Raw genomic sequence first — 12,359 nt, forward strand, 5'->3', positions numbered from 1 at the left:
CACATAGCGCCAACCTGTTGCCGCTGGAGCGGCATTATTTGCCGTTGCGCGCCTCCAGGGCGGCGGTCAGCCCGTCACGAACGTCCGCACGCTGCGAGCGGGCAGCGTGGCGGTGAAGGAGCCGTTCGACACGCCGGATGCGCCCTGGGGCGCGACGTTCCTGCTCCCGTCGGTCAGCCAGGACGAGACGCTGGACGGTGTGCTGTTCGCCAGGGTGAACTGCTGACTCACCGCGGAGGCCCCCTTGTTGACGGCGACCACCACGACCGTGGAGCCACTGCCCCGGTACGCCGAGACGTAGACGTCCGACGCCGGTTTCGCCGTCGCCTCGATCCGTACGTATCCGGGCCGGACGAACCTGGCGAACTGGGCCATGCAGGCACCGCGCTTGCTGATCGCGCCGTCCTCACGCATGGGGCCGTAGCCGCGCCGGATGTACCACCAGATGTACGCCTGGAACTCGGCGTCCACCATGGCGTGGTGGATGTGCTCCCCCACGTCGAGCGCCTGGGGCCAGAGGTCCGCCGAGTCGGTGCTGTTGGGGTAGTAGACCTCGGTCATCCAGAGTTCTTTGCCCGCGCCCTTCTGTTTGAACAGGGGATAGGGGAAGTTCGCGTACGGCGTGCCATAAAGGTGGGCCCCGATCACGTCCACGTTCGCGAGTGCCGCCGTGTCGTTGAGGATCGGGTCCGACATGTTCTTCAGGTACTGGAAGGACTCCGGCGCGATGACCTTGGTGCCGATCGAGCCGGCGTTCTCCCGCAGGAATCGGGCCATTTCCGCAGGGGTCCACCACGTCCAGTCCTGCGCGTAGTCGGGCTCGTTCTGCACCGATATGGCGTACAGATTCACTCCGTTGTTCCGCAGGTACGTAGTGAAGTCGTTGAGATGCTGGGCGTAGGCGCCGTACATGTCGTACCTGAGACGTCGGGCGTTGGTCTGGCTGCCGTGGACGAAGGTCTCGACCATGGAGGCGGGAGGATTCCACGGCGACGCGATGACGGCCACCCCGAGTTCGGCCGCGCGTTTCGCCGTCGCCAGGTCACGGTTCCAGGCCGCCCGGTCCTCGGGTACCGGGATCCGCAGCAGCGACAGTCCGAGCCGCCCCTCTCCGGTTCCGAATGCCGTGTCCCGCTGGGCAGTTGTGAGGTCGCCGATCCAGGCCGTGTGGTTCATGCCTCCGAAGCCCCGGATCGTCTGGCGGCGCGCCGACGGATCGACGACCACCGTGGCGGCGGCCGTCGCCGGAGCCGCCGCGGCTCTCGAAGCACCGGCGGCCGACGCCGCGGCGGTGAGGACCGGCAGGGCCCCCATCGTCGCCAGGACGGTCCTGCGGCTCGGTGATCCCTGGCGCCCGTTCACGGGCTGGTTCTGGCTGTGCGTCATGTCTCCTCCTGGCCTGCCTGCTGACTACCTGCCGGCTATTTGCTGGCTACCTGCTCTGATTCGGACCCTAGCGGTCCCAATGGGAGCGCTCCCACATGGAAAAAGACGACTCCACAACGCGCCATTCTCGGCGTGCGGGACCGTGCGGCAGTCAGCCCTCGGATTCGTGCGACTCACGGCTCCGAGCGGCGTGGATGACACCCGGGCGGTACGGCGAGGAGACCACCGTCCGCCCTTCCGACACGCCCCGGACCGGGGCGATACCGGCGTTCACCTCGGGTTACGGCAGAACACAGCCGATGGCCGGTTTCGCACCCTCGGGCATTGAGGGGGATCATGTGGCAGTTGGTCCCGTGCCGTTGGTCCCGTGCCGTTGCCCCCGTGCCGTCAGTCCAGCACAGGCAGCAGCTCCGGCAGATGGCCGTCCGACAAGGCCGCCGCCTGCTGCCGTTCCTCCGTGACCTCCCCGTAGAGGGTGGTCCGGGGTTTTGCGGGCCGCCCGGCCGCCTCCGCCACCGCGATCAGGTCCTTGACCGACTTGTAGGAGCCGTACGACGACCCGGCCATGCGCGAGATCGTCTCCTCCATCAGCGTGCCGCCCAGGTCGTTCGCGCCCGAGCGGAGCATTTCCGCCGCGCCCTCCGTGCCCAACTTCACCCAGCTGGTCTGGATGTTGGGGATGTGGGTGTGCAGGAGGAGGCGGGCCATGGCGATGACCGCACGGTTGTCGCGCATCGTCGGGCCGGGGCGGGCGATGCCCGCGAGGTAGACCGGTGCGTTGGTGTGGATGAAGGGGAGGGTGACGAACTCCGTGAAGCCGCCCGTCTGTTGCTGGATGCGGGCCAGGGTCCGGAAGTGGCCGAGCCAGTGGCGCGGTTGGTCGACGTGGCCGTACATCATCGTGGAGGAGGAGCGGATGCCCAGCTCGTGGGCGGTCGTCACGACCTCGATCCAGGTGGCCGTGGGCAGCTTGCCCTTGGTGAGGACCCAGCGGACCTCGTCGTCGAGGATCTCCGCCGCCGTGCCGGGGATCGTGTCGAGGCCGGCTTCCTTCGCGGCCGTCAGCCACTCGCGGATCGACATCCCGGTGCGGGTCGCGCCGTTCACCACTTCCATGGGCGAGAAGGCGTGTACGTGCATGCCGGGTACCCGTTCCTTCACCGCCTTCGCGATGTCGAAGTACGCCGTCCCCGGCAGGTCGGGGTGGATGCCGCCCTGCATACAGACCTCAACTGCCCCGAGATCCCAGGCCTGTTGGGCGCGGTCCGCCACCTGGTCCAGGGACAGCGTGTACGCGTCGGCGTCGGTCCTGCGCTGCGCGAAGGCGCAGAAACGGCAGCCGGTGTAGCAGACGTTGGTGAAGTTGATGTTCCGGGTGACGATGTAGGTGACATCGTCGCCGACCGCCGACTTCCGTACGTCGTCGGCGACTTGGCACAGGGCGTCCAGGGCGGGGCCGTCCGCGTGGAACAGCGCCAGTGCCTCGTCGTCGGTCAGCTTCGTCGGGTCGTCGGCCGCCGTGCGCAGCGCCTGCCGTACGTCCGTGTCGATGCGCTCCGGCACCATCCCGGGCGCCGCCGCCTCACGCAGGGCGCCCCAGTCGCCGTACACCACGTCGAAGTCCTCGCGCCGGTCCGACGTACGGCCGTCGGTGTCGATCGTGGTGTGCAGGTCGGTACGGCCGGACGACACGAACACCTCCTCCGGCTCCTGCCACGGGTGGCCCTCGACGACCGCGTCCTCGCGGGCGAGGCCCGTCTCCGGGTCCGCGAGCGCTCGCACGTGAGGGAGCAGGCGCGGGTCGAGCCAGGGCTCGCCCCGCTGCACGAACTCCGGGTAGACGCAGAGGCGTTCGCGCAGTTCGAAGCCGACCGTGGCCGACTTTTCCCGCAACTCCTCGATCTGGGGCCAGGGGCGTTCCGGGTTGACGTGGTCGATGGTGAGCGGGGAGACCCCGCCCCAGTCGTCGATGCCGGCGCCGATCAGCCGCTCGTACTCGGAGTCGACGAGGTTGGGCGGGGCTTGGAGGCAGGCGCTCGGGCCCATGATGTGGCGTGCCACGGCCACCGTCGCGACGAGCTCGTCCAGTTCCGCGTCCGGCATACCGCGCATCGCGGTGTCCGGCTTGGCGCGGAAGTTCTGGATGATCAGCTCCTGGATGGAGTGGTAGGCGCGGGAGATCCTGCGGAGGGCGAACAACGACTCCGCCCGCTCCTCGTACGTCTCGCCGATCCCGATCAGGAGGCCCGAGGTGAAGGGGACGGACGACCGGCCCGCGTCCTCCAACACCCTTAGCCGTACGGCGGGTTCCTTGTCCGGAGAGCCGTAGTGCGGGCCGCCCGGCTCGGACCAGAGGCGGGTGGCCGTCGTCTCCAGCATCATGCCCATGGAGGGGGCGACGGGCTTCAGCCGCTGGAAGTCGGTCCAGGACATCACGCCCGGGTTGAGGTGGGGCAGCAGGCCCGTCTCCTCCAGGATGCGGATCGAGATGGCGCGGACGTACGCGATCGTGTCGTCGTAGCCGTGCGCGTCGAGCCACTCGCGCGCCTCGGGCCAGCGGTCCTCGGGCTTGTCGCCGAGGGTGATCAGCGCTTCCTTGCAGCCGAGGGCGGCGCCGCGTCGGGCGATGTCGAGAACCTCGTCCGGGGACATGAACATGCCGTGTCCGGCCCTGCGGAGCTTGCCCGGGACGGTCACGAAGGTGCAGTAGTGGCACTTGTCCCGGCAGAGCCGGGTCAGAGGGATGAAGACGCTCTTCGAGTACGTGATGACGCCGGGGCGTCCCGCGGCCTCCAGGCCGGCGTCCCGGACGCGGGCCGCGGACGCGGTGAGGTCGTCGAGGGCCTCGCCACGGGCCTGGAGCAGCACCGCCGCCTCACCGACGTCGAGGGCGACGCCGTCCCGGGCACGTTTGAGGGCGCGACGCATGGAGTTCTCGGTCGGGCCGGTGGCGCCGCCGGGGCGCTCGGTGGGGCCGGTTCCGGAAATCTCGGGAGTCGTCATCCTTCGAGCATACGATCGCTTTGATCAGGTCATACAGGACCGCCCTGTCCGTTCTGGGTGCCGAACGTCACAGGGCGGCACTGGCGTCTACACGTACTCCGCGTACCCGTCCAGCAGGCCCAGCACCTCGGCCTCTCCCGCCGGCGGCAGCTGCACCACACACTCCTCGATGCCCAGCTCCGCGTAGTGGGCGAGCTTCCCCGGGCTGGGCTGGACGGCGTACGGGACGACCTGGAGCGCGGCCGGGTCGCGGCCCGCGTCCGCCCACACCGACCGCAGCACGGGCAGCGACTCGGACAGGCCGCGCCCGCCGATCGGCAGCCAGCCGTCGGCGTACTCGCTGATGTGAGCGAACAGTTTCGGCCCGGCCGAGCCGCCGATGAGGGTGCGGGGGCCGTTCACCGGCCCGCGCGCCTTCTGGACCGGCTTGGGGTAAGCGGTGCTGGCCCGTACCCTCCCGAACTCCCCCTCGTACGCGGTCGGTTCGTCCGCCCACAGGGCGCGCATCAGCGCCATCCGGTCCCGGGTCAGGTCGCGCCGCGTGCGCCACTCCACCCCGTGGTCGGCGGCCTCCTCGACGTTCCAGCCGTAGCCGAGACCGAGGGTGAAGCGTCCGCCGGAGAGGTGGTCCAGGGTCGCGATCTGCTTGGCGAGGTCGATCGGGTCGTGCTGGGCGACGAGCGTGATGCCCGTGCCGAGGGCGAGCCGCTCGGTGACGGCGGCGGCCTGACCGAGCGCGACGAAGGGGTCGAGCGTACGGCCGTACTCGGGCGGCAGGTCACCGCCCGCCGGGTACGGGCTGGTCCGCTCGACCGGGATGTGCGTGTGCTCGGGCAGATACAGCCCGGCGAACCCACGCTGTTCCAGCTCACGGGCGAGCCGGGTCGGGGTGATCGTCTCGTCGGTGAGGAAGATCGTGACGGCTAGGCGCATCTTCATATCTGTACCGGGCCGTGCCCCGTCTGTCCATACCGACCGGTATGCATCGACCTGGGACACGGTTTCGCCGCCCGTGCGCGCTGCCCGCACGAAAGATGGCGATTCCCTTGTCTTGTACGGGAGTTCACTCCCGGGTACGACGGTGGACTGAGCACCACTGCATCACCCACGTCACGCCCCGACACCCTGGGAGCAGCAGCATGTGCGAAGACGACCACGGAATGAGTTCGGGAAACAGCATGGCCAGACGCGCCCTCTTCGCGACGGGAGCCGCCGCCGCGCTTACGTTGGGAAGCGTGACCTTCTCCCACGGCACCCCGGCCGAAGCGGCGGACGGCGGAGCCGACCGGACGGAGCCCCGGTCGGAGACCCGGACCGTGCGCGGCACGCTGCCCCTCGGCTCCCCCGACTTCGTCTATCTGCCCGTCGAAATCCCGCACGGTGTACGGGAGTTGAAGGTCGCCTACAGCTACGACCGCCCGTCCGTCCCGGCCGGCACCGCGGGCAACGCGCTCGACATCGGCGTCTTCGACCAGCGCGGCACCGAACTGGGCGGCAAGGGCTTCCGGGGCTGGTCGGGCGGGGCGCGCACGGAGTTCTTCGTCCGCGCGGACGACGCCACGCCCGGCTACATCCCCGGCTTGGTGAAGGCGGGGACCTGGCACATCGCGCTGGGCCCCTACACGGTCTCCCCGCAGGGCCTCGCGTACGAGCTCACCATCACCCTGACCTACGGCGAGCCCGGCGACGTCGTCGACCCGGTCTACCCGCCGGAGCGCGCCAAGGGGCGGGGCCGGGCCTGGTACCGGGGTGACTGCCATCTGCACACCTGGTACTCGGACGGCCGCCGCACCCCGGCCGAGATCGCGGCCCTCGCGCGGGCGGCGGGCCTGGACTTCATCAACTCCTCGGATCACAACACCCACTCCGCGCACGCCCATTGGGCCGACCAGGCGGGTGACGACCTCCTGATCATGGTGGGCGAGGAGGTGACGACCCGTAACGGTCACGTGGTCGCGCTCGGCACCGATCCGGGTACGTTCGTCGACTGGCGCTACCGGGCCCGTGACAACCGCTTCGGCAAGTACGCGCGCCAGATCCGGCGAGCCGGCGGCCTGGTGGTCCCGGCCCACCCGCACGCCACCTGTGTCGGCTGCAACTGGAAGTTCGGCTTCGCGGAGGCGGACGCGGTGGAGGTGTGGAACGGCACCTACTCGCCCGAGGACGAGGTGGCGCTCGCGGACTGGGACGGCATGCTGGTGGCGTCCGTGAGATCCGCGAGAGAGGGCGCGGGCAGCCGTGGCTGGATTCCGGCCATGGGCAACAGCGACGCCCACCGCGACCCCGACCCGGTGGGCGTCCCGCAGACGGTGGTACTCGCCGAGGACCTGACCCGGCAGGCGATCCAGGAGGGGCTGCGGGCGGGCCGCTCGTACGTCGCCGAGTCCAGGTCGGTCTCCCTCGCCTTCACGGCCTCCGGCCCGAAGGGCGAACACGCGGACATCGGGAGCCGGTTGAAGGTCGCGCAGGACGCCCCGGTCACGGTCCGCCTGGAGGTGTCCGGCGCCCCGCGCTGCACGGTCCGCTTCGTCACGGACCAGGGCGTCCTGTTCACCAGCGGGGTCCTGCCGGTGGCGGGCGCGGGGGTCGTGGAGTGGCGTACGACGGCCCAGTACGCGGCGTACGTCCGGGCGGAGGTGCGGCACGAGGCCGTACTCGCGCCGCTGCCCGGCGCGTTGGCGGCGTTCACCAACCCGATCTTCCTGGGCCGGTAGCCGGGCCCAACCGGTCCGGTCAGGAAACTTCGGTGCCGGTACCGGTCTTGCGGCGCCGTACGACGTACACGGCACCGGCCCCGAGGGCCACGGCGGCGGTGCCCGCGCCGGCGATCACCGGGAGCGCGGAGGAGGCGCCCGTGTGGGCGAGGTCGCCGGTGGGGGTGGGGTCAGGGGTGACCGGTGCGGTGCTGCCGGTCTGGGGGGTGGGGGTGTTGCCGCCGGGTCCGGTGGTCGGCGTGGAGGTGGCTCCGTCGCCATCACCGTCTCCGGTGTCCGTGCCAGGCTTGTGGATGGTGAAGGCCCAGTGGTCCCCGTACTCGCACACACCCTTGCCCTCGGGGATGCCATAGCTGTGGACCTCTATATAGCCGGACCCGATGTTCTCGTGTTCGAGCTCGGGGAAGCGGCCGTAGGGCATGGTCTTGCTGACGGCGATGCGCACGGCGACGTTCGTCGTCTTGTGGGGGGCCACGTCGTGGTAGCCGAGCAGCGAGCCGCCGATCTGCACCTCGTCCCACCAGACACTCTTCCAGGTACGGGACTTGGCGTCCCACTCCTGGAGGTTGACGTACTCCAACACCTCAAGCTGCTGCGAGCTGTCGGGGGCGTTACCGTCCGCCATTCTCTTCAGCCCAACCTGCACGTTCTTGAGGGCGATGTCGGAGCGGTTCTCCAGCTTGAACGTGATCTCGCGCCAACCACTGTCCGCGACAAGCTTGTTGGTCTTGGCGGAAATGGTGGTTCGCAGGATCTCGTCGTCCTTGCCCGGCTCACTGGGGCACTCCTGCTCCGCACCGGTGGGCGTCACGGACACGGACGGGGAGGCGGACACCGACGGTGAAGCGCTCGCCGAGGCCGACGCGGACGCCGAGGCGGACGGGCTCGGCGACTCCGTGGCGTACGAGGTGCTCGCGACCGTTCCGGACAGCAGCGTCGCCGGAATCAGCGCGGCGGCGACCGCCAGGGCCGGGCGTGCCAGGGCACGGCGAGATTTCATGAGAGAGGCCCCCAGTGAAACTATGTCGGCAGCGCGAAGCGCACGTCCTCGCGCAAGTTCTGATGTCACCGGTGTGACCGCTGTGGCGCCCCGATGGGTGTAGCGAGACGCCACTCGCAGCACAACTCAGCTCAGTTCAGTCCAGCTCGCCCTCAGGCGGACGCGAGATCCGCCACCACCGCCGCGTGATCGGACGGCCAGATGCCGTCCACGGCCCCGTGCCCGGCGCGTTCCACCTTCCGAACATGCCCGAGCCCACCCCGTCCCGGCGGCCCGACGAAGACGTAGTCGATGCGCGCGCTGGGGCCGAACCCGGGGACTTGGCCGGGGACGGCCGGGGCGGTCTTGTAGCCGCCGAAGAGACGGATCTCGTCGGAGTCGGGCCAGGCGTTGAAGTCGCCGGTGATGACGGGCGGATAGGCGGTGCCGACACGTCGCTTCGCCACGAACTCCGCGAGTGCGGTGACCTGTTGACGGCGGACCTCCGAGGCGTGGGCCGCGGAGGTGAGGTGGGTCGTGAAGAAGGGCACGTGGTGGCCCGGGGCAGCGGCGAGCCGGGCGTAGAGAGCCAGGCGACCGTCGTCCAACTCGTCCGGGGCCGGCAGCCGCATCGCCTCGCTCTCGACGACGGGCCAGCGGCTCAGCACCGCGTTGCCCACGTCGACCTTCTCGCCCCCGATACGCCGCTGCCAACGCTCGGGTGTCTCGGAGGGCGCCCAGGTCCAGTGCAGTCCGAGTTCGTCGGCGATCCAGGCGGCGATGTTCTCGCCGTCGCACTCCCAGACCTCCTGAAGCCCGACCACGTCCGGCCGCAGCTCCCGCAGCACGGACAGAATCGCCTTCCGCCGCGCTTCCCAGGGCCCGAACCGCCACCACAGGTTCCAGGTCACCACACGCATACCCGCCACCGCCCACCCGTCTCGCCCAACTGCCAGCTTCTGGGACACCATTCAAGAACACGCGCAGCAGCGACACGAACGCCGGAGGCAGAAGTAGACGATGTCCCGCTTCAGAGAGTTCAGGTTCAAGGCCGCCACCACCTTCCAGCGCCGGATCGGCAATCCCGTCACACGCCGCCTCCCCTTCCAGACCCTCCTGGAGACCACGGGCCGCACCTCGGGCCTCCCCCGCGTCACCCCGCTCGGTGGGCGACGCGTCGGCGACACGTTCTGGCTGGTCTCGGAGTTCGGCGAGAAGTCGCACTACGTACGCAACATCAAGGCCGAGCCCCGGGTACGGGTGCGGATCCGCGGACGCTGGTACCCGGGCACGGCCCACCTGCTGCCGGACGACGATCCGATCGCCCGGCTGCGGACGCTGCCTCGCGTGAACAGCACGGGCGTACGAACCCTGGGGACACAGCTGTTGACGGTGCGGGTGGATCTGGAGGAAGCACACCGATGACGGACCTCGAAGGGCCGAGACAGCGAGTGACGGACTGGAACGCGATCGCAGCCGGCCTGCGTCGACTCGGCGAGGAGGGCCGCCCGCCATCCGAGGCGGCGCGCTGGATGATGCGGGAGATGGGAGACGACTTCCGGGTCTTCCCGCTCATGGTCCAGTTCTTCCGCGCCTACCACGTCTCCGTCAGGAGCCTCCGCGAACTGGAGGTCTGGGAGGGCCTGGGCACCGGCGGCCGGCTCACGGACACAGAACTGGACGCGATCCTCGGCCCGCTCACGGTCCGGGAGACACCGCTGTCCTGACGAGTCCGGCTTCGTCGGCGTCGGGCTCCTGGCCGACCACCGCGACCTACGCGGTCACCATGTCGGGGTCACCAGTACGGCTTCGGACTCTCCGGCCCTGAGCCTGGTGAGCAACTCGTCCCTGCCGCGTCCACAGGACCACGTGCGCCAGCTTCACCGGTGAGGCCATGATTTTCTCCTTCTCCGTCGGTTGTCGTCGGTTATCGATCGGGACCTGGGCGGCACGCTGCGGCCGCGCTTACACGGAGAGCTCCGCCCGGTGAGCCTCCAGCACGTCGCGGACGGAGACCGGCGCGCGGCCGGTGAGGTCCTGGACGGCACTGCTCGGCTGATCGAGCCAGCCTTCGCGCGAGGCGACCCCGAAGGACGCGATCCACGGGGCGACCGGCTCGGGCAGTCCGGCCGCGACAAGCCCGGCGATCAGCGCGTCGTCGTCGACCTGGACGACCGCGACCGGTGCGCCGGTGAGCGTCGTGCCCAGTGCGGCGAGGTCGGCGGCGGAGAGCGCGGCGGGCCCGGTGATGTCGTAGGCCTGCCCGGCATGCCCCTCGCCCGTCAGTACGGCGGCGGCCGCAGCGGCGCAGTCCTCGCGGGCGACGTAGGCGACGGCGCCGTCTCCCGCGTTGGTGACGAGCCGGCCCGAGGCGACGGCCTGGGCGACGGTCGCGATCTGGTTCTCGGCGTAGAGGTTGTTGCGCAGGAACGTCCACGCGAGCGGGCTCGCCGTCAGGGCCTCTTCGGTCTCCCGGTGTGCGTCGGCGGCGCCGGCCGGGTTGCCCTTGTCCGGGCGGTACAGCGACGTGTAGATGACGTGCTTGACGCCTGCGGCGACCGCGGCGTCGATGGCCGCCCGGTGCTGCGTCACGCTCTGGCCGACCGCGTCGGTACTGATGAGCAGCAGGCGCTCGACGCCTGCGAGCGCTTCCGCCAGTCCGTCCGGATCGTCGAAGTCGGCCGGCCGGACGTCGGCGCCGCGAGCGGCGGCGTCGGCGAGCCCCTCCGGACTGCGCGTGAGCAGGACGACGTCGACGGGCGAGACCTGGTCGAACAGAAGGGCGGTGACCTGACGGCCGAGGTGGCCCGAGGCGCCGGAGACAGCGAGCTTCACGAGGTGCTCCTATTCGTAGTCAACACGAAGGCGAATATTCGTAGCCACCGTGAGTACGAATAGAACTGTAGCAGGCATGGATGCGAATCTGCGAGAATGGCTGGATGAGCCGCCCCACCAACACCCAGTTCGCCGTCGGCGTGCACGTGCTCACGCTCCTCGCGGGCCGGCCCGACCAGCCGATGAGCTCGGACGCCACGACCGACAGCGTCAACGCCAGCCCCGTGTACGTCCGCCGGGTACTCGGCCAGCTGCGCGAGGCCGGGCTCGTGATGTCCCGCTCCGGCCCGAACGGCGGCTGGACACTCGCCCGCACCCCCGCCGACATCACCCTCGGCGACGTATGGCGCGCGATCCAGGGGACCGACCCGGTGCTCGCCCTGCACACCCCCGCCCCCGACTGCACCGTCGGCCGGTCGGTGCACTCCACACTCGCCGACCTCGAACGCCGCACGGCGCGCGCCGTCGAAGACGAGCTGGACAGCGTGACGATGCAGGACGTGGTCCGCGACGCGATCGCGGCGACGCGGGCTTAGATCAGCTCGTCATCCGCCACCGTCAGGCACCCTGGGACCAAGGCCGCCTGAATCCCGGCCGGTCCCGGCCGATCCTCGCCCCCGAAGCAGTCGCCGGGCACCCACAATCCCCCTGCACATCGGCGCTTTCATGCGACGCGAAGCGGGTGATCGAGCCTCAGGACACCTGCCGTGTCAGGGCTGATTCAAAGGTGCGGTTCTTCTCTCCTCGGCGCCGACCCGCGCGGGGGTCGCCTTCGGAGGCACCCTCACTCTGCTGGCGGCCCTGCTGGCATTCGCCGCCGGGCCTCTGTCATGACCGCGCCTCCAACCTCCGGGGACCGGCAGGTAGCGCTCAGTCCACCACCTGTGGATCACGGGAGTAGAAGACGACGGTCACACCCATTCCGGGCGTGTGCGTGTACACAACAGTGATCGCCTCGGCAGAGTCACGCGCGAGTGGCGTGGTGTAGGTGTACTCGACGGAGGGAGGGCGCCAGCCGGGGATCTCCCGCCCGACCCCTGGGTCTCGCCGGATCGCCACCAGCGCGTCCCGTACGACTTCCCGCTCCCCCTCCGTCAGATCGCCGAACGTCTTCCTTGCGGGTTCGGCCTCCTCCAACGGGACCTCGTTCACGTACTGCCGCCTCCACCGCGTGCTTCCTCAAGGGCGGTCATGATCTCCGGCGAGTTCCTGATCCGGACGCGATGGCGGTAGGCCCTGACCACGGCGGCGGCGCCCTCGAAGTCGTTGGTCGGGGAGGCTCCTATGGCAGCCGCCAGTTCCTCCTCGAACCGTTCCCGGTCTCCCGGGAAGCCGTAGCGGCTGAGCGCACCGCGCAGGTCGTCCACGGTCCGGATCTCCGGGAGGGGCATCGCTCCCCAGCCGTGCTCAGGCTGTGCGCTCATGATCTGCTCCTGCTGAAC

The 12,359-nt window shown here is 70.0% G+C and carries 12 protein-coding genes; 4 read left to right on the plus strand and 8 right to left on the minus strand.

Features of this window, described 5'->3' with window-relative positions:
- Positions 1–66: 66 nt before the first annotated feature.
- The 3 genes from xynC to QA861_RS18810 form a co-directional block, all read right to left on the minus strand.
- Entirely contained in the window at positions 67–1,386 is a 1,320-nt protein-coding gene (gene xynC / locus QA861_RS18800) for a glucuronoarabinoxylan endo-1,4-beta-xylanase XynC (RefSeq protein WP_334589483.1), read from the minus strand.
- A 387-nt stretch (positions 1,387–1,773) separates the two neighbouring features.
- Positions 1,774–4,389: a bifunctional FO biosynthesis protein CofGH gene (locus QA861_RS18805; protein ID WP_334589484.1), complete on the minus strand. Its 2,616-nt coding sequence runs from the start codon at positions 4,387–4,389 to the stop codon at positions 1,774–1,776.
- Positions 4,390–4,476: 87 nt separating this feature from the next.
- A complete protein-coding gene (locus QA861_RS18810; RefSeq protein WP_334589485.1) occupies positions 4,477–5,322 on the minus strand; it encodes a TIGR03619 family F420-dependent LLM class oxidoreductase in 846 nt (281 codons plus the stop codon).
- Positions 5,323–5,528: 206 nt separating this feature from the next.
- Between QA861_RS18810 and QA861_RS18815 the strand changes: the two genes are divergently transcribed.
- Positions 5,529–7,103: a CehA/McbA family metallohydrolase gene (locus QA861_RS18815; protein ID WP_334589486.1), complete on the plus strand. Its 1,575-nt coding sequence runs from the start codon at positions 5,529–5,531 to the stop codon at positions 7,101–7,103.
- A 19-nt stretch (positions 7,104–7,122) separates the two neighbouring features.
- On the opposite strand, the gene QA861_RS18820 is transcribed toward QA861_RS18815, so the two are convergent.
- Positions 7,123–8,103 carry an LAETG motif-containing sortase-dependent surface protein gene (locus QA861_RS18820; protein WP_334589487.1) on the minus strand — a complete coding sequence of 327 codons (981 nt, stop codon included), beginning with the start codon at positions 8,101–8,103 and terminating at the stop codon, positions 7,123–7,125.
- Positions 8,104–8,255: 152 nt separating this feature from the next.
- Positions 8,256–9,002 carry an endonuclease/exonuclease/phosphatase family protein gene (locus QA861_RS18825; protein ID WP_334589488.1) on the minus strand — a complete coding sequence of 249 codons (747 nt, stop codon included), beginning with the start codon at positions 9,000–9,002 and terminating at the stop codon, positions 8,256–8,258.
- Positions 9,003–9,102: 100 nt separating this feature from the next.
- Here QA861_RS18825 and QA861_RS18830 point away from each other — a divergent pair, with 100 nt between their 5' ends.
- Both QA861_RS18830 and QA861_RS18835 read left to right on the plus strand, forming a co-directional pair.
- On the plus strand, positions 9,103–9,507 hold the full coding sequence (locus tag QA861_RS18830; RefSeq protein ID WP_334589489.1) for a nitroreductase/quinone reductase family protein: 405 nt from the start codon (positions 9,103–9,105) through the stop codon (positions 9,505–9,507).
- The gene (locus QA861_RS18835; RefSeq protein WP_334589490.1) at positions 9,504–9,809 is read left to right on the plus strand and encodes a hypothetical protein; all 306 of its coding nucleotides are present in this window, start codon (positions 9,504–9,506) and stop codon (positions 9,807–9,809) included. The genes QA861_RS18830 and QA861_RS18835 overlap by 4 nt, the downstream gene beginning before the upstream one ends.
- 238 nt (positions 9,810–10,047) lie before the next feature.
- Here the strand turns inward: QA861_RS18835 and QA861_RS18840 are convergent, their stop codons facing one another.
- Positions 10,048–10,917 (minus strand): NAD(P)H-binding protein, encoded by an 870-nt coding sequence (locus QA861_RS18840; RefSeq protein WP_334589491.1) that lies wholly within the window; start codon positions 10,915–10,917, stop codon positions 10,048–10,050.
- A gap of 104 nt (positions 10,918–11,021) precedes the next feature.
- Between QA861_RS18840 and QA861_RS18845 the strand changes: the two genes are divergently transcribed.
- Positions 11,022–11,453, plus strand: coding sequence for an Rrf2 family transcriptional regulator (locus QA861_RS18845; protein ID WP_334589492.1), 432 nt, complete (start codon positions 11,022–11,024; stop codon positions 11,451–11,453).
- Between the two features lie 334 nt (positions 11,454–11,787).
- On the opposite strand, the gene QA861_RS18850 is transcribed toward QA861_RS18845, so the two are convergent.
- Together QA861_RS18850 and QA861_RS18855 are read right to left on the minus strand one after the other, a co-directional pair.
- On the minus strand, positions 11,788–12,069 hold the full coding sequence (locus QA861_RS18850) for a hypothetical protein (RefSeq protein WP_334589493.1): 282 nt from the start codon (positions 12,067–12,069) through the stop codon (positions 11,788–11,790).
- On the minus strand, positions 12,066–12,341 hold the full coding sequence (locus QA861_RS18855) for a hypothetical protein (RefSeq protein ID WP_334589494.1): 276 nt from the start codon (positions 12,339–12,341) through the stop codon (positions 12,066–12,068). The genes QA861_RS18850 and QA861_RS18855 overlap by 4 nt, the downstream gene beginning before the upstream one ends.
- Positions 12,342–12,359 lie beyond the last annotated feature (18 nt).

The organism is Streptomyces sp. B21-083, assembly GCF_036898825.1.
In the GTDB taxonomy this organism is placed as follows: Bacteria; Actinomycetota; Actinomycetes; order Streptomycetales; family Streptomycetaceae; genus Streptomyces.

Excerpts from the sequence above, each read along its gene's own strand:
- xynC (WP_334589483.1), bottom strand. The coding sequence starts at position 1,386 with ATGACGCACAGCCAGAACCAGCCCGTGAACGGGCGCCAGGGATCACCG.
- QA861_RS18805 (WP_334589484.1), bottom strand. The coding sequence starts at position 4,389 with ATGACGACTCCCGAGATTTCCGGAACCGGCCCCACCGAGCGCCCCGGC.
- QA861_RS18810 (WP_334589485.1), bottom strand. The coding sequence starts at position 5,322 with ATGCGCCTAGCCGTCACGATCTTCCTCACCGACGAGACGATCACCCCG.
- QA861_RS18815 (WP_334589486.1), top strand. The coding sequence starts at position 5,529 with ATGTGCGAAGACGACCACGGAATGAGTTCGGGAAACAGCATGGCCAGA.
- QA861_RS18820 (WP_334589487.1), bottom strand. The coding sequence starts at position 8,103 with ATGAAATCTCGCCGTGCCCTGGCACGCCCGGCCCTGGCGGTCGCCGCC.
- QA861_RS18825 (WP_334589488.1), bottom strand. The coding sequence starts at position 9,002 with ATGCGTGTGGTGACCTGGAACCTGTGGTGGCGGTTCGGGCCCTGGGAA.
- QA861_RS18830 (WP_334589489.1), top strand. The coding sequence starts at position 9,103 with ATGTCCCGCTTCAGAGAGTTCAGGTTCAAGGCCGCCACCACCTTCCAG.
- QA861_RS18835 (WP_334589490.1), top strand. The coding sequence starts at position 9,504 with ATGACGGACCTCGAAGGGCCGAGACAGCGAGTGACGGACTGGAACGCG.
- QA861_RS18845 (WP_334589492.1), top strand. The coding sequence starts at position 11,022 with ATGAGCCGCCCCACCAACACCCAGTTCGCCGTCGGCGTGCACGTGCTC.
- QA861_RS18855 (WP_334589494.1), bottom strand. The coding sequence starts at position 12,341 with ATGAGCGCACAGCCTGAGCACGGCTGGGGAGCGATGCCCCTCCCGGAG.